The 19733-nt window shown below is 64.8% G+C and carries 21 protein-coding genes and 1 tRNA gene; 16 read left to right on the forward strand and 6 right to left on the reverse strand.

The features are described 5' to 3' along the window. Positions 1-61 precede the first annotated feature (61 nt). The 8 genes from HNO53_RS09540 to nanR all read left to right on the forward strand — a co-directional run bounded on the left by HNO53_RS09540 (position 62) and on the right by nanR (position 8062). A complete protein-coding gene (locus tag HNO53_RS09540; protein ID WP_209478121.1) occupies positions 62-826 on the forward strand; it encodes an SDR family NAD(P)-dependent oxidoreductase in 765 nt (254 codons plus the stop codon). Continuing rightward, positions 823-1848 (forward strand): 4-hydroxythreonine-4-phosphate dehydrogenase PdxA, encoded by a 1026-nt coding sequence (gene pdxA, locus HNO53_RS09545; RefSeq protein WP_242597599.1) that lies wholly within the window; start codon positions 823-825, stop codon positions 1846-1848. The genes HNO53_RS09540 and pdxA overlap by 4 nt, the downstream gene beginning before the upstream one ends. Beyond that, positions 1845-3029, forward strand: a complete 1185-nt coding sequence (locus HNO53_RS09550; protein ID WP_209478122.1) for a four-carbon acid sugar kinase family protein — start codon at positions 1845-1847, stop codon at positions 3027-3029. Before pdxA ends, HNO53_RS09550 begins: the two co-directional genes overlap by 4 nt. A gap of 128 nt (positions 3030-3157) precedes the next feature. After that, a complete protein-coding gene (locus tag HNO53_RS09555; RefSeq protein ID WP_209478124.1) occupies positions 3158-4150 on the forward strand; it encodes a sialic acid TRAP transporter substrate-binding protein SiaP in 993 nt (330 codons plus the stop codon). A 64-nt stretch (positions 4151-4214) separates the two neighbouring features. Continuing rightward, positions 4215-4769 carry a TRAP transporter small permease gene (locus HNO53_RS09560; protein ID WP_209478126.1) on the forward strand — a complete coding sequence of 185 codons (555 nt, stop codon included), beginning with the start codon at positions 4215-4217 and terminating at the stop codon, positions 4767-4769. Between the two features lie 35 nt (positions 4770-4804). Beyond that, entirely contained in the window at positions 4805-6172 is a 1368-nt protein-coding gene (locus HNO53_RS09565; protein ID WP_209478128.1) for a TRAP transporter large permease, read from the forward strand. Positions 6173-6193: 21 nt separating this feature from the next. Beyond that, positions 6194-7264, forward strand: a complete 1071-nt coding sequence (locus tag HNO53_RS09570) for an Ldh family oxidoreductase (protein ID WP_209478130.1) — start codon at positions 6194-6196, stop codon at positions 7262-7264. Between the two features lie 81 nt (positions 7265-7345). Then, positions 7346-8062, forward strand: coding sequence for a transcriptional regulator NanR (nanR, locus tag HNO53_RS09575; RefSeq protein WP_209478131.1), 717 nt, complete (start codon positions 7346-7348; stop codon positions 8060-8062). A gap of 226 nt (positions 8063-8288) precedes the next feature. On the opposite strand, the gene HNO53_RS09580 is transcribed toward nanR, so the two are convergent. The 4 genes from HNO53_RS09580 to kduD form a co-directional block, all read right to left on the reverse strand. After that, a complete protein-coding gene (locus tag HNO53_RS09580; RefSeq protein WP_209478133.1) occupies positions 8289-9929 on the reverse strand; it encodes a UxaA family hydrolase in 1641 nt (546 codons plus the stop codon). 22 nt (positions 9930-9951) lie between these two features. Further along, entirely contained in the window at positions 9952-10815 is an 864-nt protein-coding gene (locus HNO53_RS09585; protein ID WP_209478135.1) for a fumarylacetoacetate hydrolase family protein, read from the reverse strand. Positions 10816-10862: 47 nt separating this feature from the next. After that, positions 10863-11612, reverse strand: coding sequence for an SDR family oxidoreductase (locus HNO53_RS09590; RefSeq protein ID WP_209478137.1), 750 nt, complete (start codon positions 11610-11612; stop codon positions 10863-10865). A gap of 148 nt (positions 11613-11760) precedes the next feature. Continuing rightward, complete coding sequence (gene kduD, locus HNO53_RS09595) at positions 11761-12513, reverse strand: 2-dehydro-3-deoxy-D-gluconate 5-dehydrogenase KduD (protein ID WP_275951368.1); 753 nt, start codon at positions 12511-12513, stop codon at positions 11761-11763. A gap of 287 nt (positions 12514-12800) precedes the next feature. Between kduD and HNO53_RS09600 the strand changes: the two genes are divergently transcribed. Beyond that, positions 12801-12877 (forward strand) — tRNA-Pro (locus HNO53_RS09600). An 81-nt stretch (positions 12878-12958) separates the two neighbouring features. Here the strand turns inward: HNO53_RS09600 and HNO53_RS09605 are convergent. Then, on the reverse strand, positions 12959-13321 hold the full coding sequence (locus HNO53_RS09605; protein WP_209478139.1) for a hypothetical protein: 363 nt from the start codon (positions 13319-13321) through the stop codon (positions 12959-12961). Positions 13322-13502: 181 nt separating this feature from the next. Here HNO53_RS09605 and HNO53_RS09610 point away from each other — a divergent pair, with 181 nt between their 5' ends. The 5 genes from HNO53_RS09610 (at position 13503) to HNO53_RS09630 (ending at position 18182) form a co-directional block, all read left to right on the forward strand. Next, complete coding sequence (locus HNO53_RS09610) at positions 13503-13676, forward strand: DUF2970 domain-containing protein (protein WP_209478141.1); 174 nt, start codon at positions 13503-13505, stop codon at positions 13674-13676. Between the two features lie 179 nt (positions 13677-13855). After that, positions 13856-14974, forward strand: coding sequence for a cytochrome c oxidase subunit II (coxB, locus tag HNO53_RS09615; RefSeq protein ID WP_209478143.1), 1119 nt, complete (start codon positions 13856-13858; stop codon positions 14972-14974). A 75-nt stretch (positions 14975-15049) separates the two neighbouring features. Next, positions 15050-16687 carry a cytochrome c oxidase subunit I gene (gene ctaD / locus HNO53_RS09620; RefSeq protein WP_209478145.1) on the forward strand — a complete coding sequence of 546 codons (1638 nt, stop codon included), beginning with the start codon at positions 15050-15052 and terminating at the stop codon, positions 16685-16687. 47 nt (positions 16688-16734) lie between these two features. Beyond that, entirely contained in the window at positions 16735-17328 is a 594-nt protein-coding gene (locus tag HNO53_RS09625) for a cytochrome c oxidase assembly protein (RefSeq protein WP_209478147.1), read from the forward strand. Next, positions 17325-18182, forward strand: coding sequence for a cytochrome c oxidase subunit 3 (locus tag HNO53_RS09630; RefSeq protein ID WP_209478149.1), 858 nt, complete (start codon positions 17325-17327; stop codon positions 18180-18182). The genes HNO53_RS09625 and HNO53_RS09630 overlap by 4 nt, the downstream gene beginning before the upstream one ends. A 22-nt stretch (positions 18183-18204) precedes the next feature. On the opposite strand, the gene HNO53_RS09635 is transcribed toward HNO53_RS09630, so the two are convergent. After that, the gene (locus tag HNO53_RS09635) at positions 18205-18402 is read right to left on the reverse strand and encodes a DUF2909 domain-containing protein (RefSeq protein WP_209478151.1); all 198 of its coding nucleotides are present in this window, start codon (positions 18400-18402) and stop codon (positions 18205-18207) included. Here HNO53_RS09635 and HNO53_RS09640 point away from each other — a divergent pair. Continuing rightward, complete coding sequence (locus HNO53_RS09640) at positions 18401-19144, forward strand: SURF1 family protein (RefSeq protein ID WP_209478153.1); 744 nt, start codon at positions 18401-18403, stop codon at positions 19142-19144. The two genes, HNO53_RS09635 and HNO53_RS09640, sit on opposite strands and share 2 nt — an antisense overlap. 23 nt (positions 19145-19167) lie before the next feature. Further along, positions 19168-19707, forward strand: coding sequence for a hypothetical protein (locus HNO53_RS09645; RefSeq protein ID WP_209478155.1), 540 nt, complete (start codon positions 19168-19170; stop codon positions 19705-19707). Positions 19708-19733 lie beyond the last annotated feature (26 nt).

The following is a 19733-nucleotide window of genomic DNA, read 5'->3' on the forward strand; positions in this document are numbered from 1 at the left end:
TATCAAATCATCACCAGCAACCAAGCCATCACAAGCAACCAAGCCAACAAGGGAGAGATTCATGTTCGATGAGTGGAAAGGCAAGCGCGTGCTGATTACCGGCGCCAGCCGTGGCATCGGCGCGGCCGTGGCGCGCCAGCTGGGTGCACTGGGGGCCAGTGTTGCCGTGCACTACCATGCCAGTGCCGACAAGGCCGAGGCGGTGGCGGCAGACATCCGTAACGCAGGCGGCCAGGCGGTGGTCGTCAAGGGGGACGTGAGCCGCTCCGCGGAGGCCCGGCGTGTCGTCGACGAAGCCGCAGAGCAACTGGGCGGACTGGACCTGCTGATCAACAACGCCGGCGACATGCTGGGGCGCGTCACCCTGGGCGAGATCGACGATGCCCACTACGACCGCGTGATGGATCTCAACGCCCGTTCGGTGGTGATGGTGTCCCAGGCGGCGCTGCCGCACTTCCAGCGTGCCGGCAGGGGCAACATCATTCATACCTCGTCGATCGCGGCGCGCAACGGTGGCGGGCCGGGCGCGGGGCTCTACGCTTCGGCCAAGGGCTTCGTCAGCACGCTGACTCGCAACATGGCCAAGGAGCTGATGGACGACAAGATCCGTGTCAATGCCGTGGCGCCGGGGGTCATTCTCACCGATTTCCACGAACGCCACTCCACCGAGGAGCAGCTGGCTGCGGTATCCGCTTCCATACCCATGGGGCGTACCGGTGCCGCCGACGAGTGCGTCGGGGCTTATGTGTTCCTGGGCACCGATCGCATGAGCGGCTACGTGACCGGGCAGATTCTGGAGGTCAACGGAGGGCAGTTGATGCCATGAGGGAGACGTCAACGTCGCATGCCGCGGCACGCCGCGAGTTTGATCTCGCCATCACCATGGGCGACCCCGCAGGCATCGGACCGGAAATCATCTGTCAGGCCGTGGCGGGCATGTCGACCGCCGAGCGAGACGGGGTGCTGCTGGTCGGCGACCTCGCGATCTATCGCCGTGCCGCTGGCCTGATCGATGCGGCGCCAGACTTCGTTCCGCTGGAGCAGGCCGTACCTGGTGATGGCCGCGTGGCGGTGGCCGAGGTGAGCGTGGCAGAGGGGCAATCGGTAGCCGATGGCCGTATCGGCGCCGCTGCCGGCGACCTGGCCTTTCGCTGCGTCGAGCGCGCGGTGGCACTGGTGCAGGCGGGACGAGCGAAGGTGATCGTCACCGCGCCGTTGAACAAGGCGGCGCTGCACGAGGCCGGCCACTACTATGATGGCCACACCGGCATGCTGGCGGCGCTTACGGGGGCGCCGTCCTCGTTCATGCTGCTGGCTTCGGAGCGGCTCTCGACGCTGCACGTGTCCACTCACGTGTCGCTGCGCGAGGCGATCGAGCGGGTTACGCCGGAACGCATTGCCGCTACCGTGGAGGTGGGCCACGAGCACTTGGTGGCCATGGGCATCGCATCGCCGCGCATCGCCGTGGCCGGCCTCAACCCCCATTGCGGCGAGGGAGGCATTTTCGGTGACGAGGACGATCGGATCATCGCGCCGGCCGTGCGTGCGCTGCGCGAGCGGGGTTTCGACGTGCATGGGCCGATCTCGGCCGACACGGTGTTCTACCGTGCCTCCCGCGGCGAGTTCGACCTGGTGGTGGCGCAGTATCACGATCAGGGCCACATCCCGGTGAAGCTGATCGCCTTCGATACCACGGTCAACGTCAGCCTGGGGCTCCCGATCCGGCGTACTTCGGTGGATCACGGTACGGCCTTCGACATTGCCTGGCAGGGCAAGGCGGATGCCACCAACCTGGGCGCGGCCATCGCCTATGCGCGTCGCCTGGCAAAGCAGGGCGCTGTCGCGTGAGCGCAGGCTGTGACATCGCCATCGTTGCCGATGACCTGACCGGGGCGCTCGACACTGCCGCGCCGTTCGCCGAGCGCGGCATGACTGCGCGGGTGGCGGTGACGCTGGAGGGACTTGGGGCCGCTCTGTCGGCGAGCGGAGGGCCGTCACGGGTGGTGGCAGTCAATACCGGGTCGCGGCATCTCGGTCGTGACGCTGCCGCCCGACGGGTCGAGGAGGCCGCCGAACGGCTGCTCGAGCTGCGCCCACGGCTGCTGATCAAGAAGGTGGATTCCACGCTGCGTGGGCAGGTGGTAGCGGAATCTCTTGCCCTACGTCGCCTCACCGGCCGGCGCTTGCTGGTGTGCCCAGCGGTACCGAGCCAGGGCCGCTGCGTGCAGGGGGGCGAAGTGTGGGTCGAGGGAGAGCCGCTTTCGGCGACCGCCTACGCGCGGGATGCCTTGTCGCCACCGTTGACAGGGCCGCTGGACCGCGGCTTTGCCGTGGATGACGTTTCGCTGGTGCGTCACGTTGTCGAGACGGGTCGGCCACTACCGGTGACGGATTGCGTCGTCGATGCCACGAACGACGCAACATTGATGCTCCTTGCCGAGCAGCTTCTCGAAGCGCCTGGCGAGTGGTTGCCGGTCTGTGCGGCAGGCCTGACTCAGGCATTGGCCCGGAGTCTGGCGCTGACCCGGTGCACGGCGACAGCGTCGCGGACGTTCGCGCTGCCCGAGCCGGTACGTACGTTGTTCGCGGTGGGTTCGCGGTCACCTCGTAGCTGCCGCCAGCTCGAAATGTTGCGCGCGACGTTCCCTGAAGTTCCCTGCCGGCCTGCCTTCGGTCCGGTACGCGACGCTGATGTCCGCCGCGAGTGCATCATCGTGCCGGGAGTGCTCGCGGATCGGGCGACGAACGCCGAGGCAGTCGCGGCGGGCATGGCGAATGCTGTCGCCGCGGCGGGCGGGAAAGAGCGGGGCGTCCTGCTGTTCCTCTGCGGAGGCGATATTGCCTTGGCCGTGCTGGAGCGACTCGGCGGCGAGTACATCGAGCTTGCAGGAGAGTGGTGCCCGGGTGTTCCGCTGGGTCATGTCAACGGCGATGCCGGTCGGCCGGTCATGACCAAGGCGGGGGGCTTCGGTCCTGAGGATCTGCTCGTCACGTTGCTTGCTGGCATTAGACATTCGTCGAAAGCCTGACCTCTCGGTTGCAGCACGCGAAGCGAGGAACTAGGTTTCCTTATGATGGTATGACACGTATACAACAATCCATCCGCCGTAGGCGGCAACCGCCGTTGAAGGCACCGCTCACGAGGGAGAACAACAAGATGGTCAAACAGAGCAACCGCCAGTGGAATCGTTGGCTGTCGACCACGCTGCTGGTCACGGGTATGAGCGCCGCCGGTGTCGCAGCTGCCGAGTCTCTTACCTTCGCTCACGTCTACGAGACATCCGAGCCCTATCATGAATGGGCCCTGTGGGCGGCGGACGAGATCGAGGCACGCACCGACGGGCGCTACACCATCGAGGTGCACCCTGCCTCCTCGCTGGGCAAGGAGGCCGACATCAACGAAGGACTGGGCCTGGGTACCGTCGATCTGATTTATACCGGTAACCAGTTCGCCGGCCGCTTCTACGGCCCCATCGGCATTGCCGGGGCGCCCTACATGTTCCGCGATTTCGACCACTGGCAGACCTACGCCGACAGCGACCTGTTCAAGGAGATAGCCCAGGGCTACCAGGACGAGACCGGCAACGTGCCGCTAGCGATGAACTACTACGGTCGCCGCCATACCACCTCGAACAAGCCGATCAACGAGCCGGCGGACATGGAGGGGCTCAAGATTCGTGTGCCCAACGCACCGATGTACATGATGTTTCCCGAGGCGGTGGGCGCCAACCCCACGCCGATCGCCTTCGCCGAGGTTTATCTGGCCCTGCAGCAGGGCGTGGTCGAAGCCCAGGAGAACCCGCTGCCGACCATTCGCGCCAAGGCGTTCCACGAGGTGCAGGACTATATCAACCTCACCGGCCACATTACCGATTCGCTGATCACCATTGCCGGCGGCCCGCTGTGGAACCGACTCTCCGAAGAGGACCGCGAGATTTTCCGTGAGGTTTACCAAGAGGCGGGCGAGAAGATCACCCAGGACATCCAGCAGCAGGAGCAGGATCTGGTGGCCTGGTTCGAGGAGCAGGGCACCACGGTCAATGAGGTGGATACCGGGCCGTTCCGTGAAGCCGTCATGCCGCACCATAACGGCGAGGCGGCGACCTGGGACCAGGAAACCTACGACCGGCTGCAGGCCCTCGGCCAGTAAGCGCTCGTCTGCCAACGCTGAAGCCTCCATGCCCCTGGCGGCATGGAGGCCGTAGGAGGTCGTCATGTCGGATGAGCGTTTCCCGCCTGGGCAGGAGCTGGGCTCGATCGAGGCCGAGGAACTGGACAGCTTCGAGTTCCGGGATTATGCCGTCGAGGACTACGTCACCCTGGCGCTGTTCTGGGTCCTGCTGGTCATCGTCTTCTTGCAGTTCTTCAGCCGCTACGTGCTGGGCGATTCCATTGCCTGGACGGAAGAGATGGCACGCTATTTCCTGATCATGGTGGGCTTTCTGGGCAGCGCCATGGCGGTCAGGAAGAATTCGCACATTGCGGTGGAGTTCTTCTACCGCTACTTGCCCGGAACGACAGGGCGGGTCATGGCCACTCTGGTCGATCTGGCCCGCATCGTGTTTCTCGTCGGCGGCTGCTGGATCAGCTATCAGCTCGCCGCTCGTACCCACTCCATGATGGTGTCGGTGGATATTCCCAAGAGCTACCTCTATTACGTGGTGTTCGCCGGCTTCGTGCTGATGCTGCTGCGTGCCATTCAGGTCGCCGTGCGCCACTGGCGAGAGGGTACCAGCGAGCTGCTGTTTACGGATGACGACGCGCAATGACCCGCTATCACGATGACACGTCCCGGAGTGCGCCCATGACCCCCAGCCGACGCGGCCCGCTGGTTCCGCCGATCATTGCCGCGACTGCCGTTGGGCTGTGCCTGTTTCTGGCCCTGCAGGGATATTACCTCGGCTTTCTCTTCGCCAGCCTCTTTACCATGCTGCTGCTGGGCATTCCCATCGCCATTGCCCTGGCCGGTTCCTGCCTGATGTATGTCTACCTCACCGGGCGGGTGCCCGATGTGGTCGTCGCCCATCGCATGATCAACGGAGTCGACAGCTTTCCGCTGCTGGCGATTCCGTTCTTCATCCTGGCGGGCAACCTGATGAATAACGGTGGTATCACCACCCGCATCTTCGATTTTGCCAAGGCGTTGATGGGCTGGATGCGCGGCGGTCTCGGCCACGTCAACGTCGGTGCCAGTATCGTGTTCTCCGGCATGTCGGGAGCGGCGGTGGCCGATGCCGGCGGGCTCGGTACCATCGAGATCAAGGCCATGCGCGACGCCGGCTATGATCAGGAGTTCGCGGTCGGTATCACCGCGGCCTCGTCGACCATCGGACCGATCATTCCACCGAGCCTGCCGATGGTGATCTATGGCGTGATGGCTTCCACCTCGGTGGGTCAGCTGTTCGCTGCCGGTCTGATTCCCGGGCTGCTGATGGGGGTGGTCCTGATGGTGATGATCACCTGGCTTGCTCGCCGCCGCGGCTACCCGCGGGATGCCAGCTTCTCGCTGGGTTTCCTGGGGGTTGCCGCCAAGCGCGCGTTCCTCTCGCTGATGACGCCGGTGATCATCGTCGGAGGAATCATCACCGGGGCCTTTACTCCCACCGAGGCAGCCATTGCGGCGGTGATCTATGCCTTGCTGCTGGGTACCGTGGTCTACCGTACCCTGACCTGGCGACGTCTGCTGAAGGTCAGCATGGAGACCATCGAGACCACCGCGATCATCCTGTTCATCGTTGCCGGTGCCTCAATCTTTGCCTGGATTCTTACCAGCAATCAGGTGACCCAGCACGTGGTGGCGCTGATGGGGCCATTCTCGGACAGCCAGTTTGCCGTGCTGTTGTTCGCCAACCTGGTCCTCCTCGTGGTCGGATGCTTCATGGAGACCATCGCCGCCATCACCATCCTGGTGCCGGTGCTGCTGCCGCTGGCGGTCGCCGCCGGGGTCGATCCGGTGCACTTCGGCGTGATCATGGTGCTCAACCTGATGATCGGTCTGCTGACGCCGCCGGTGGGCATGGTGCTCTACGTGCTTTCTCGGGTTTCTAACATCTCCTTCGAGAAGTGCATGCGCGGCACGCTGCCGTTCCTGGTGCCGCTGGTGCTGGCACTGTTGCTGGTCACCTTCATTCCGGCCATTTCCATGTGGCTGCCGACTCTCGTCTATCGCTGATTCGCTTGCTGAGGAGACCCGATGTCCCGTACCTACGAGCCCGCCGCCCGGGTGTCGGCCGAAGCCCTGTCTACCTTCATGCGCCAAGCCCTGGCTCGCTGTGAGGTCGACGAGGCCACTTGCGAGGCGGTTGCCGATGCGCTGGTGACCGCCTCGCGCATGGGCACCGACAGCCATGGCCTGCGCCTGCTGCCGCACTACGTCAATGCCGTGCAAGGCGGGCGCATCAGGCCGCAGGCGGACATGCGCTTCACCCGGCGTCTGGCGGGAACCGGCTATCTCGATGCCGGCGATGGCTTCGGCCACCGGGCCGGGTATGTCGCTATCGATCACGCCATCTCCCTGGCCGACGAGGTCGGCATCGGTGCGGTGGCCGTGGGCCGCTCCTCGCACTTCGGGGCGGCGGGCTGCTATGCCCTGGCGGCGGCCCGGCGTGGCTACGTGGGGCTCGCGACCTGCACCGCCGACGCCCTGGTCAGCCTGCACCACGGGCAGGGCCCGTTCCACGGCACCAATCCCATTGCCTTTGCCGCGCCGGTGCCGGACCAGCCGCCTTACCTGCTCGACATGGCGACCAGTGCCATTCCCTGGAATCGCGTGCAGCAGTACGCCGCCATCGGACGCGAGCTGCCGCCCAACGTGGTCGTCGACGCGGCAGGCCGGCTCACGACCGATGCCTCCCGTGCCGCTTCGCTGCTGCCGCTGGGAGGTGCCGACTTCGGCTTCAAGGGGGCGGGGCTCGCCGGCATGGCCGAAGTGCTAAGTGCCACCCTGACGGGAATGGTGCATGGCTTTCGCTTGCTGGCGATGAGTGGCGATGACATGAGCACGCCGCGTGGTGTCGGGCATTTTTTCCTGGTCATGCGTCCCGATGCCTTCATCGAGCGCGAGATCTACGATCGCGGCATGCTGGATTACCTTGAGGATCTACGTGCGCAGCCCGCCTTGGAGGGTGAAGAAGTGCTGGCGCCTGGCGATCGCGAGTGGCGCTGCCAGGCGCACCGCGACAAGGAGGGTATTCCACTCGACCCGGCCAACGTGGCGGCATATGCCGAGCTGGCCGAGCGGCTCTCGATCCCTGCGCTGATTTAGCGTCCCGTTCGGCGCTGAGGATGCAGTACCATAAAGGCGGGGCCGTGAGGGCCCGGATTGGCTGGCCAGGAGTTGCATTGCATGAGTCGATACAAGGTGGAGCGCAAGACGCTGTCCGAGCAAGTGGCCGAACAGCTCGAGGCGGAGATTCTCGAAGGCCGGCTGAAGGAGAACGATCAACTGCCCTCGGAGCGGGAACTGATGGAGCAGTTCGGCGTTGGCCGCCCGGCGGTACGCGAGGCGCTATTCCACCTGCAGCAGCTCGGGCTGATCGCCATCAACAGCGGTACCCGCGCCCGGGTGATTCGACCCACCGCTGAGGCGGTCATGGCGCGGCTCTCCGGCGTTACCCGCCAGTTGCTGTCCAAGCCCGATGGCCAGCAGTACTTCCAGGAAGCCCGGGCCATGTTCGAGATATCGCTGGCGCGCTATGCAGCCCTGCATGCCGGCGAGGAGGACCTTAAGCGCCTGCGCGATGCCTTGGCCGACAACCGCGACGCCATCGGCGACGAGGCACGCTTCAAGCGCTCGGACAACGATTTCCACGGCGTGCTGGCGAGCATCGGCCGCAATCCCGTCTTCGATGCCATTCATGTGGCGCTCTCGGAGTGGCTCGACGACCGTCGCGCCCAGGTGTTGCAGCAGAAGGACGAGGACAAGGCGGCACTCTCGGCCCACGAGGCGATCGTCGCGGCCATCGAGTCGGGCGACCCCGATGCCGCCGAGGCGGCGATGCGGCGCCACCTCGACCGCCACTACGGAACCTATATGAAGCTCAAGAAGCGCCTTGCCGACTGACTATCGGCTGCATCTAGGTGAATCGCATACCTAGAGAACGTAGGCGAGCGAAGGCCAGGGCTAGGCCCGTTCCCTACGGACCAACGCACTTCCCACATCCCTGTGGGTCGCAAGGCAAAAATCGGCGAAAGGACGGACCGGGCTCGCGTACGAGTTTACAAGCTGTAAATGAGTACCTTGAGCCGATTTTTAACGCCGTCTGGCCGAGCGCAGCCACGTTATACCACTATAAAGAAACGCCGCGCTTCCAGGGTATGAAATCATACTGCGCCAGGCGCACCGCGTGGGGCCGGTAGCGGCCCGAGGCGGTGTCGATGCAGAGCTGCAGCAGTCGCTCGGCGAGCTCGTCGATGCTCGCCTCGCCGCGAATGATCGGCCCGGCATCGAAGTCGATGACGTCCGCCATGCGCGCCGCCAGTTCGCTGTTGCTGGCGATCTTCAGCACCGGGGTGATGGGGTTGCCGGTGGGCGTGCCCAGTCCCGTGGTGAACAGGATCAGGTTGGCGCCGGAGCCGGCCAGTGCGGTGGTGGATTCGACGTCGTTGCCCGGGGTGCAGAGCAGGCTGAGGCCCACACGCGATTGCGGTTCAGTGTAGTCGAGTACGTCTACTACCGGACTGTCGCCGCCTTTCTTGGCCGCCCCGGCGGATTTCATGGCATCGGTGATCAAGCCGTCTCGGATGTTGCCGGGTGAAGGGTTCATCGAGAAATCGGCGCCTACCTGCGCGGCGTGCCGTTGATAGGCTTCCATCAAGGCGCGGAAGCGCTCGGCCACGCTGTCGTCGCGGCAGCGGGCCATCAGCTCGTGTTCGACGCCGCACAGCTCGGGGAACTCGCTGAGCATGCCGCTGCCGCCCAAGGCCACCAGGCGGTCGACCACCGCTCCCACCAGCGGGTTGGCCGAAAGCCCCGAGAAGCCGTCGGAACCACCGCACTCCACCCCGAGCGTGAGCGCCGATAGCGGGGCAGGCGTGCGCTCGATGCGGTCGGCTACGGCCAAGCCATCGAAGATGGTGGTCAGGGCCTCGCGAATCAATGCTTCTTCGCTGGTGCTGGCCTGTTGTTCCAGGTAGTGGACCGGGCGCAGTCCTTGGGGATCGCGCTCGGCCACGGCGGCCTTGAGCATCTCGATCTGCGCCTTCTGGCAGCCCAGGCTGAGTACCGTGGCGCCGGCCACGTTGGGGTGGCAGATGTAGCCCGCCAGCAGCTGGCAAAGGGCCTGGGCGTCGTCGTCGGTGCCGCCGCAGCCCAGGGTATGGGAGAGAAAGCGGACGCCATCGACGTTGGGAAACAGGCGTTCGACGGCCGCGGTCTCGCGCGCTTCGTCGCGCTTGCCGTGCAGCAGCTCGCGGGCCATGCGCTTGTAGTCGCGGTAGGGGTCTTCGCCCAAGGCATCGGCGACGCACTGGCGCAGCACCTCGATGTTGCGGTTCTCGCAGAACACCAGCGGCACCACCAGCCACACGTTGGCCGTGCCGACCTTGCCGTCGGGGCGATGAAATCCCTCGAAGGTGGCGCCGTCAAAGGCCGTTACGTCCGGAGCGTGCCACTGGCTACGCCTGGCCTGCGGTGTGGTGGAAGCGGTGCTGTGCTCGGTGTTGGCGACACTGATGGCGGTGCCGGCGGGGATGGGGGACGTCGCTCGCCCCACGGTGACACCGTACATGATCACGGCATCGCCGGTCGCCAGGTCTGCGAGGCTGAACTTGTGCTTGTGGCGGACCGGCTCCGTCAGCCGCAGCTCGCGACCGTCGTCGACGACCCGGGTGCCGGCCGGCAGGTCCTTGAGGGCCACGCGCACATTGTCGGCGGCATGAACGCGCAGAGTCGCCAATTGGCCGCTGCTGCTGGCAATGGTGTCGCTCATCTCGGGCTCCGGGGAAATGGGCTCATGCCTCGGGAGGCGTTGCCGGATCGGCGACGACGTGCTGGGTCTGGGTGCCCAGGCCTTCGACGCCGAGGCGCATCTGCTGGCCGGGTTTCAGGTAGACCGGTGGCTTCTGGCCCATGCCCACGCCCGGCGGAGTGCCGGTGGAGATGACGTCGCCCGGCTCGAGCGTCATGAATCGGCTCAGGTAACTGACGAGGAACGGAATGCGATAGACCATGGTGCGGGTGGAGCCGTCCTGGTAGCGATGACCGTCCACTTCCAGCCACATCGCCAAGTCGTGTGGGTCGGGCACTTCGTCCGTCGTGACCAGCCAGGGGCCCAGCGGGCCGAAGGTATCGCAGCCCTTGCCCTTGTCCCAGGTGCCGCTGCGCTCGAGCTGGAACTCGCGCTCGGAGACGTCGTTGACCACGCAGTAGCCCGCCACGTGCTCGATGGCGGCGGCTTCTTCGACGTAGCGCGCCCGCTTGCCGATGACCACACCTAGCTCGACCTCCCAGTCGGTCTTCTGTGAAGCGCGGGGGATGATGACGTCGTCGTTGGGGCCGCAGATGGCGCTGGTCCACTTGTTGAACACGACCGGCTCGGGCGGTACCTCGGCGCCGGTCTCGGCGGCGTGGTCGGAGTAGTTGAGGCCGATGCAGATGAACTTGCCCACGCGTCCCACGCAGGGGCCGAGCCGGGTATCGGCGGGGACTTCCGGCAGGCGCGCGGGATCGAGCCTGGCGAGCTCCGCCAGGCTGCCTTGCCCCAGGTGGTGCCCATGCAGGTCGTCGATATGCGCCGAGAGGTCGCGAATCACGCCATCGGCGTCGAGCAGGCCGGGTTTTTCGTGGCCCTTGGGACCGAAGCGCAGCAGTTTCATGTCGTCTCATCTCCTGGTTATTCATTCAGCCCGAGCGCGGCTCGGATTCAGATCAGCCAGCCGCCATCGATGATCTGGGCGGTGCCGGTGGTATAGGCGGATTCGTCCGCGGCGAGATAGGTGGCCAGGGCGGCGATCTCCTGTGCCGTGCCGAGCCGTCCAAGCGGCTGGCGGGCGAGGAATTCGGCATGTACCTCGGCCTCGGATCGGCCCTGTCGATGGGCCTGGTCGCGAATGCGCTGACGCAGCGAGGGCGAATCCACGGTGCCGGGACAGATGGCGTTGCAGCGAATGCCCTGGGCGATGTAATCGGCGGCGATCGACTTGGTCAAGCCGAGCACCGCGGCCTTGGTAGTGCCGTAGGCGCAACGGTTGGGTACGCCCTTGAGGCTGGAGGCCACCGAAGCCATGTTGATGATACTGCCGCCACCCTGTGCGAGCATGCCGGGCAGCAGGGCGCGGGTCAGGCGCATCATGGCGGTCACGTTGAGGGCCAGCGAGAGCTCCCAGTCGGTGTCGCTACCATCGAGCAGCGAGCCGCTGGCGACAAAGCCGGCACAGTTGAACAGCACCTGCAGCGGAGGCAGTTCGTCGGCAATGGCCTCGACGGCGGCCGAGTCGAGCATGTCCAGGCGGCGGGTCTCGATGCCGTCGACGGCCGCCAGGTCGTCAAGCTTAGCCGCATCGATGTCGGTGGCGATTACCCTGGCGCCCTCGGCAGCGAAGCGCTCGGCCGTGGCACGCCCGATACCCTGACCGGCCGCCGTGATCAGCGCCGTCTTGCCGCGCAGTCGCATAGCGATTCCTCGTTGTCGTTATTTCATAGCCATCATCGTCGTGATGGGCCGGCATCGCGCTTATTGGTATGACAGGATGCTAGCCTGACATTCATCCCGATTATGGTTCAGCTCGGGGGAAATGCAACTCGGCGCCGGCGTGACAGCGTCAGCGGGCGAGCCAACCGCCGTCGACGGCGAGAGCATGGCCGTTGACGTAGCTTGCGGCATCGGAGCAGAGGAAGACGGCGGCGCCGCCCAGGTCCTCGGGCGTTCCCCAGCGGCCGGCAGGAATGCGCCCGAGGATCTCGGCGCTGCGCTTTTCGTCCTCACGCAGCGCCTGGGTGTTGTCCGTGGCCATGTAGCCCGGTGCAATGGCATTGACGGTGATGCCGTGGGCGGCCCATTCATTGGCCAGCAGGCGGGTCAGCCCCAGGATGCCGCTCTTGCTGGCGGTGTAGGAGGGCACGCGGATGCCGCCCTGGAACGACAGGACCGAGGCGATGTTGACGATGCGCCCCGGTGCCTGGCGCTCGATCAGGTGACGCGCCACCTGCTGGCTGAGAAAGAAGGCCGCCTTGAGGTTGATGTCCATCACCTCGTCCCAGTCCGCTTCGGTGAAGTCCACTGCCGGGGCGCGCCGGATCGTGCCTGCATTGTTGATCAGGATATCGAGATGTCCCAGGCTGTCGATGGCCTGATTGACGATCTCTTCCGCAGGGTCATGGCCCAGTTGGGCTTCGAGGTTGACGTAGCGACCCCCGCAGGATTCGATGCGCTTGCGGGTCTCCTCGGCGGCGCGCCGATTGACGCCGACGATGTCGGCACCGGCCTCGGCCAGGGCCACGGCGATGCCTTGGCCGAGGCCTTTGTTGCAGCCGGTAACCAGGGCGGCGCGACCTTCCAGCGAAAAGCGTGTCATACGGATCTCCCTCTGTGCAGTGAGTGATAGAGGCAAAGAGAGAAGATAGTCTCGATCCTGCACGAAGGAGGAGAGTGCTGTGAACGGAAGGACTCGACGAGGCAGGCGCCGAAGGGGTGGGTCGGCTCCGCTGACCCGGCAAACAACTGAAAGGAAAGTACAAAAGGGACTTTCCATTTGAGCTCGAACGCGCTAGTATACGCCTCGTTCTCGGGGCGCCGGCCAGGTCGGTCAGCTCGGAAGCGTCGAATGACGTCAGTTTTTTCTGACGCAAGTCGACAAAAAGTCGGAGCGTGGCGCAGCTTGGTAGCGCGCTGCAATGGGGTTGCAGAGGTCGCAGGTTCGAATCCTGTCGCTCCGACCACGAAACACAGTAAAAACCGCCGCTTACGGGTCATGCCGGGCGGCGGTTTTGCGTTTCGACTTGGCTAATGCACAGGTCCGTTCAGATCTCCTCCCAGATACGCCGCCTGAATTCCTGAGGCAGGCTGGCTACCTGCTTCAGGCGCTGCATTTGCTGGTCGGCGACCTCTCGGGCAATTTCCTCGTAGCACTCCTTCATCTTCTCCGGATCGGCGCCATGGGTCTCGTAGCAATGGCTGAGCTGTTCGCCTGCCGCCGAGAGGGCGGAAAAGAAACGGGCTTCCTGCTGCAACATTTCGCAGGTGCACTCCATGCAGGCCAGTTGAAAGCGAGTCATCGGAGCAAGGCCTTGCACGCACTGCTGGGACCACCACTCGATCATGGGTTGTGAAGCATCGAGCGCAGGGGTGAAACTGAAGGGACGGTTAGCTGACGGGCTGGCCATGAGCAGGCTCCAAACGTGGTAAACGGGAGGAGAGGTAATCATCCTGAGTGTAGCGCACGCCGTCCTGTAGGACAGATGTTTTGCTGCGCTGCATTATGAAAAATTCGACTTTCGGGGGCTTGTCTCTTGGCCCTTCATTCATGGCATGCTTTATCGAGCCGAGCGGAAGAAGGAGCCGGTCATGTGGGAGGTCGTCAAATCGGTATTGGCCGCTTTTCTCGGCGTGCAGCGTGAGCAGCAGCGGCTCAAGGACTTCGAGAAGGGCAATCCTGTCGCCTTCATCGTCGTTGGCATCGTGATGGGGGCCGTGCTGGTGGGGTTGATCGTTCTGGTGGCGAGCCTTGCAGCGGGGTAATGCTCGCCGGCGTTGCGTTGATTGGCGCGTTAGCCAGCAGGCATGGCCGAGGGCAGTGACTTTCGAAACCAGATCTCTATACTCGATGAAGAAGCGGCTAATGTTCTCAGGAGGAGAGCCCCCGATCCCTGACCCTCGGGGTTGCCGTTCCGGTACAACTACAACTTCGGGAGGCGTCGATGCGCACTCTGCTCGTCTGGTTGGCAGGGGGCTTGACCCTTGTCGGCTCGAGCCAGGTGGCTCTGGCTAACGGCTGGAACATGCCCGTTGGGGTTTCGACCCTGAGCGGCGAGATCTATGGCCTGCACATGACCATTTTCTGGATATGCGTGGTCATCGGCGTGGTCGTGTTCGGGGTGATGTTCTATTCCCTGTTCAAGTTCCGCCACTCCCGGGGGGCCAAGGCCGCCAACTTCCACGAGAACACCACCGTCGAGGTCATCTGGACCATCGTGCCGCTGCTGATTCTGGTCGGCATGGCAGTGCCCGCCACGGCGACGCTGCAGAAGATCTACGACCCCTCCGAAGCCGAGCTCGACGTAATGGTTACCGGCCAGCAGTGGCGTTGGCGCTACGAGTACCTCGGCGAGGACGTCTCCTTCATATCCAACCTGGCTACCCCCAGGGCACAGATCAACGGCGAGGAGGCGCGTGGCGAACACTACCTGCTCGAAGTCGACGAACCGCTGGTGCTGCCCGTCAACCGCAAGGTGCGTTTCCTCTTTACCTCGGATGACGTGATGCATGCTTGGTGGGTGCCCCAGCTTGCCGTCAAGCAGGACGCCATTCCCGGCTTCGTCAACGAGAACTGGGTGGAAATCCAGGAACCTGGCATATACCGAGGACAGTGCGCCGAGCTGTGTGGCGTCGACCATGGCTTCATGCCGATCGTCGTGCATGCCGTCGAAGAAGAGGAGTTCGATACCTGGCTGGCCGAGCGTAAGGAGGCTGCGGCCGAAGAGGCCATGGGTATCGACCGCGAGTGGGAGATGGACGAACTGATGGAGCGCGGCGAGGGCATCTACAGCAGCATCTGCGCCTCCTGCCACCAGCCCGAGGGTCAGGGCTCGCCGCCCGCCTTCCCGGCCCTGGCCGGTAACGAACAGCTCATTTCGGACAAGGACTGGCACGTCAACAAGGTGATCAACGGCGTGTCCGGCTCCGCCATGCCCTCGTTCCGCAATACGCTCAACCCCGTCGAACTGGCCTCGGTGCTCACCTATACGCGCAACGCCTGGGGCAACGATACCGGTGAAGTCGTTCAGCCCGCCGAGATCGCCGAACGGCTGGAGGAGTGACGGCAGGCACGGCGTGCGCGCCGTGCCACCCTGACATGCCGCGCTATAACAAGACAATGTTCATGGAGTAGTCCGATGGCCCCGAAGGTACCTCCTCAACCGACGCTAGAGCAGAGCAGCACCGCCGCGGAAGCCGGGCATGGTCACGCCCACCATGCCCCGCCGAAGGGCATCCTGCGCTGGTTGCTGACCACCAACCACAAGGAGATCGGCACGCTGTACCTGATCTTCTCGCTGACGATGTTCTTCATCGGCGGCATCTTCGCACTGGTGGTGCGGCTCGAGCTGTTCCAGCCCGGCCTGCAGTTCGTCAGGCCGGAGTTCTTCAACCAGATGACGACCATGCATGGCCTGATCATGGTCTTCGCGGCGGTCATGCCGGCCTTTACCGGTTTGGCCAACTGGATGATTCCGCTGCAGATCGGGGCGCCCGACATGGCCCTGCCGCGACTCAACAACTTCAGTTTCTGGCTGCTGCCGGTGGCCTTCTGCCTGTTGCTTTCGACGCTGCTGATGCCCGGGGGTGGGCCCAACTTCGGCTGGACCTTCTATGCGCCGCTGTCGACCACCTATGCGCCGCCTTCGACGACTTTCTTCATCCTCTCGCTGCATATCGCCGGCATCAGTTCGATCCTGGGGGCGATTAACATCATCGCCACCATCCTCAACATGCGTGCGCCCGGCATGCGCCTGATGGACATGCCGCTGTTCGTCTGGACCTGGCTGATCACCGCCTTCCTGCTGATTGCGGTGATGCCGGTGCTGGCCGGGGTGATCACCATGATGCTGATGGACATCAACTTCGGCACCAGCTTCTTCAATGCCGCGGGGGGTGGCGATCCGGTGCTGTTCCAGCACCTGTTCTGGTTCTTCGGCCATCCCGAGGTCTACATCATGATCCTGCCGGCATTCGGCATCGTTTCGGCGATCATCCCGACCTTCTCGCGCAAGCGCCTGTTCGGCTATGCCTCGATGGTGTACGCCGTCGCCGCCATCGCCATCCTCTCGTTCGTGGTCTGGGGTCACCACATGTTCGCGGTGGGGATGCCGCTGGTCGGGCAGCTGTTCTTCATGTACGCCACCATGCTGATCGCGGTACCCACCGGGGTGAAGGTGTTCAACTGGGTGGCGACCATGTTCCGCGGTTCGATCAGCTTCGAGCCGCCGATGCTATTCGCCCTGGCCTTCGTGGTGCAGTTCACCATCGGTGGGTTCTCGGGACTGATGCTGGCCATCGCGCCGGCTGACTTCCAGTATCACGACACCTATTTCGTGGTGGCGCACTTCCACTACGTGCTGGTGCCCGGGGCGATCTTCGCGATCCTGGCCGGGGCCTACTACTGGTTGCCCAAGTGGACCGGTCACTATCCCAACGAGCGCCTGTCACAGTGGCACTTCTGGCTCTCGGTGATCGGCGTCAACCTGACTTTCTTCCCGATGCACTTCTCGGGCCTGGCCGGTATGCCGCGGCGTATTCCCGATTACGCGCTGCAGTTCGCCGACTTCAACCTGGCGTCGTCGTTGGGGGCCTTCATCTTCGGCTTCTCCCAGCTGCTGTTCGTCGCCCTTATCGTGCTTTGCGTACGCGGCGGCAAGAAGGCGCCGGCCCAGGCCTGGGGAGATTACGCCACGGACCTCGAGTGGAGCGTACCCAGCCCGGCACCGTTGCATACCTTCGAGACACCGCCGACCTTCGAGCGCCCGGCCCACTGAGGCCGGGGCGGGCGGGTGAAGTCGGCGTCGGCGAGGAGGAGTGAAGCATGAGCCGCAACGAGTCCGAGGTGCGTGAAGCCGGTGTGCGGCGCACGGTCTGGCGCACCGTGGCAGCCTTGGTTGGCATGTTCGCCTTTGCCTTCGCCCTGGTGCCGATGTACGACGCTTTCTGTCGGCTGACGGGCATCAACGGCAAGGTGGATACCACTGCCCAGGCCATCGTCCACGAGGAGGTGGACGAGTCGCGCATGGTGACCGTGCAGTTCATTACCCGTAACGGGGCCGGGCTGCCGTGGCGCATGGAGGCGGAAACTCGCCAGGTGCGGCTGCACCCGGGGGAGACCTCCGAGATCAATTTCACCTTCAGCAACCAGAGCGGTGCCGAGAGCTGGGGACGCGCCGTGCCCAGCGTCTCGCCCTCCAAAGCCACGCGTCACGTGCGCAAGACGAGCTGCTTCTGCTTCGAGGAGCAGCAACTGCAGGCGGGCGAACGGATCGAGCTGCCGCTGGTGTTCCAGCTGGCGCGCGATCTACCCCCCGAGGTTCATACCGTCACCCTGGTCTATACCCTCTATCCCGTCGAGGGCAGACACCAGCCGCTGCAGGCGGAGGTGCAGACCAAACAAGGAGAAGAGGCATGAGTGGCAGTTACTACGTACCCGCAACGAGCAAGTGGCCGGCGCTGGGATCCCTGGCTCTCGGCGTGATGATGATCGGCACCGGCATGGTGCTGGTACATGGACGCGGCACCGTGGTCATGGCGATCGGTCTGGTCGGCGTGCTGACGGTCATGGCGCTGTGGTTTCGAGACGTGGTGCACGAATCTCGCAGCGGCCTCTACGATACCCAGATGGATCGCTCCTTCCGCTGGGGCATGGGCTGGTTCATTTTCTCCGAGGTGATGTTCTTCGCTGCCTTCTTCGGCGCGCTCTTCTATGTTCGAACCTTCGCCCTGCCGTGGCTGGGCGGCGAGGGCGCCAAGGGGGCCACGGCGCTGCTGTGGCCGGAGTTCACCGCGCACTGGCCGCTGCTCAACCCACCGGATTCTTCGGTGGCCGGCCCCGCCCAGGTCTTCAGCCCGTGGCAGCTGCCGCTGGTGAACACCTTGATCCTGGTCTCGTCGAGCATCACCCTGACCGTCGCCCACGAGGCGCTGAAGGAGGGTCATCGCCAGGTATGTCGCAACTGGCTGGCAGGAACCGTCCTGCTGGGGCTGTGCTTCATCACGATCCAGGCCGTCGAGTACTACGAGGCCTACGCCCATTACGGCATTACGCTGCAGGCCGGCATCTACGGCGCCACTTTCTTCATCCTGACCGGTTTCCATGGCCTGCACGTCATTATCGGCACGATCATCCTGATCGTGATGCTGGTGAGGATCATGCGGCGCCACTTCACTGCCGAGGAGCACTTCGGCTTCGAGGCGTCGAGCTGGTACTGGCACTTCGTCGATGTGGTCTGGGTGGGGCTGTTCATCTTCGTCTACGTCTTCTGACCGGTCAGGCGGCGGCTTGGGCTCATGCCTCGCCCAGGCCGCCGAAGTAGAAGCCGTAGAAGAGCAGGGCGACCAGCAGGGCCGCGAGGGTGACGCGGACCTTCAGTGAGATCAGCAGGCGGCGGGACTGGCTGTCGTCGCGCAACAGGAAGCCTACGCCGGCCGCCAGGCTGGCCAGCATGGCCAGAAACAGAGCCGCGATCAGGGTCTTGAGAATCATGGGGCACTCCATCGAAGGTCAGGGAGCCAGGGCAGGCCGGGGACCGACATCGCGCCTGCCCAAGAGGCGATTGGGTCTGTGGTACCTGCTCTGGTCGTTGCTTGTGATTGTCGGGCTAAGCCTTGGACTATGGCAGTGGGAGCGGGCCGACGACAAGCGCCGCTATCTGGCTCGGCTCGACGCGGCACCAACGCTGACATCGCCCCACGAGCCGCCGCCGGAGGGAGCCCGTCTGACACTGAAAGGGGAGTACGTGGCGCAGGAAACCCTATTCCTCGACAATCGTACCCATGAGGGACAGCTGGGCGTGGCCGTGCTCACTCCGCTGCGCGACGATGCGGGGCGCCTGTGGCTGGTGCAGCGAGGCTTCATGCCCACGGGGCCCACCCGCGACACACCCAGCACCGAGACGCCCGCGGGCGAAGTCGAGCTGCGCGGGCGCTGGCAGCTCGCCGGCGATGGGGCGCCGCTCTTCGGGCCCAACCGGGAGGGCATGCGCCTGCAGCGCATCGACCTCGCGGCGTGGGAGATTCCGGAAGGATTCGCGTATCCGGGCTGGCTGCATCTCGAGGAGGGGCCCGGGCGGTTCGAGCTGTGGTGGCAGCCCAACGTGGTGCCGCCTGCGCGTCACGTGGGCTATGCCGTGCAGTGGTGGGGGCTGGCGCTGGCGGCGCTGGCCGTGATGATTATCGGGGGACGGCGGTTGACCAGGGAGCGGCGGTCGAGCGGCGTGGACTCATGAGCGGCAACTAGCGGAGCAAGATCGTGCAGCAAGCCATGAACGTACAGCGACAGCGCCTCAAGCTGTTAGCGCTGATTGCGGTTTTCGCCCTGCCCATGCTGACGGCCTGGGTCATGGTGCAGTGGCGCATCGGCATCCCCGAGCAGCGCACCGCGCACGGGGAACTGGCGCCTGACGTGCCGGTGCTGGCGGAGTGGCCGCTGGAGCCACGCCATGCCACCCTGGATGGAGGGGACTGGATACTGGCATTCGACTGTAGCCGCGACTGTCGCGCCGAGGCCGATCGCTGGTGGCGCATGCACCGCGCACTGGGGCGGGAGGCCCCGCGTGTTAGCCGATTGCGGATCGGCGGGACGCCGGAGGCCCTGCCGGGTGAAACGGTGACCCAGTGGCGGGAGCGCCCCGAGTGGCAGCAGCCAGGGGGCATCTGGCTGCTCGACCCCGAAGGGCGGGCGGTCCTGAGTTATGCGCAAGGCGTGTCGCAGCGTGACGTCTTCGACGATCTCGGCCATCTGCTGAAACGCAATCCCGATCGGCGTGCGGTGACGGAATTGGACGGCTAGCGTCCTTGAGCGCCCGGTGCCGCCTG

Origin of the sequence: Billgrantia antri (assembly GCF_017868935.1) — a bacterium.
GTDB lineage: Bacteria > Pseudomonadota > Gammaproteobacteria > Pseudomonadales > Halomonadaceae > Halomonas > Halomonas antri.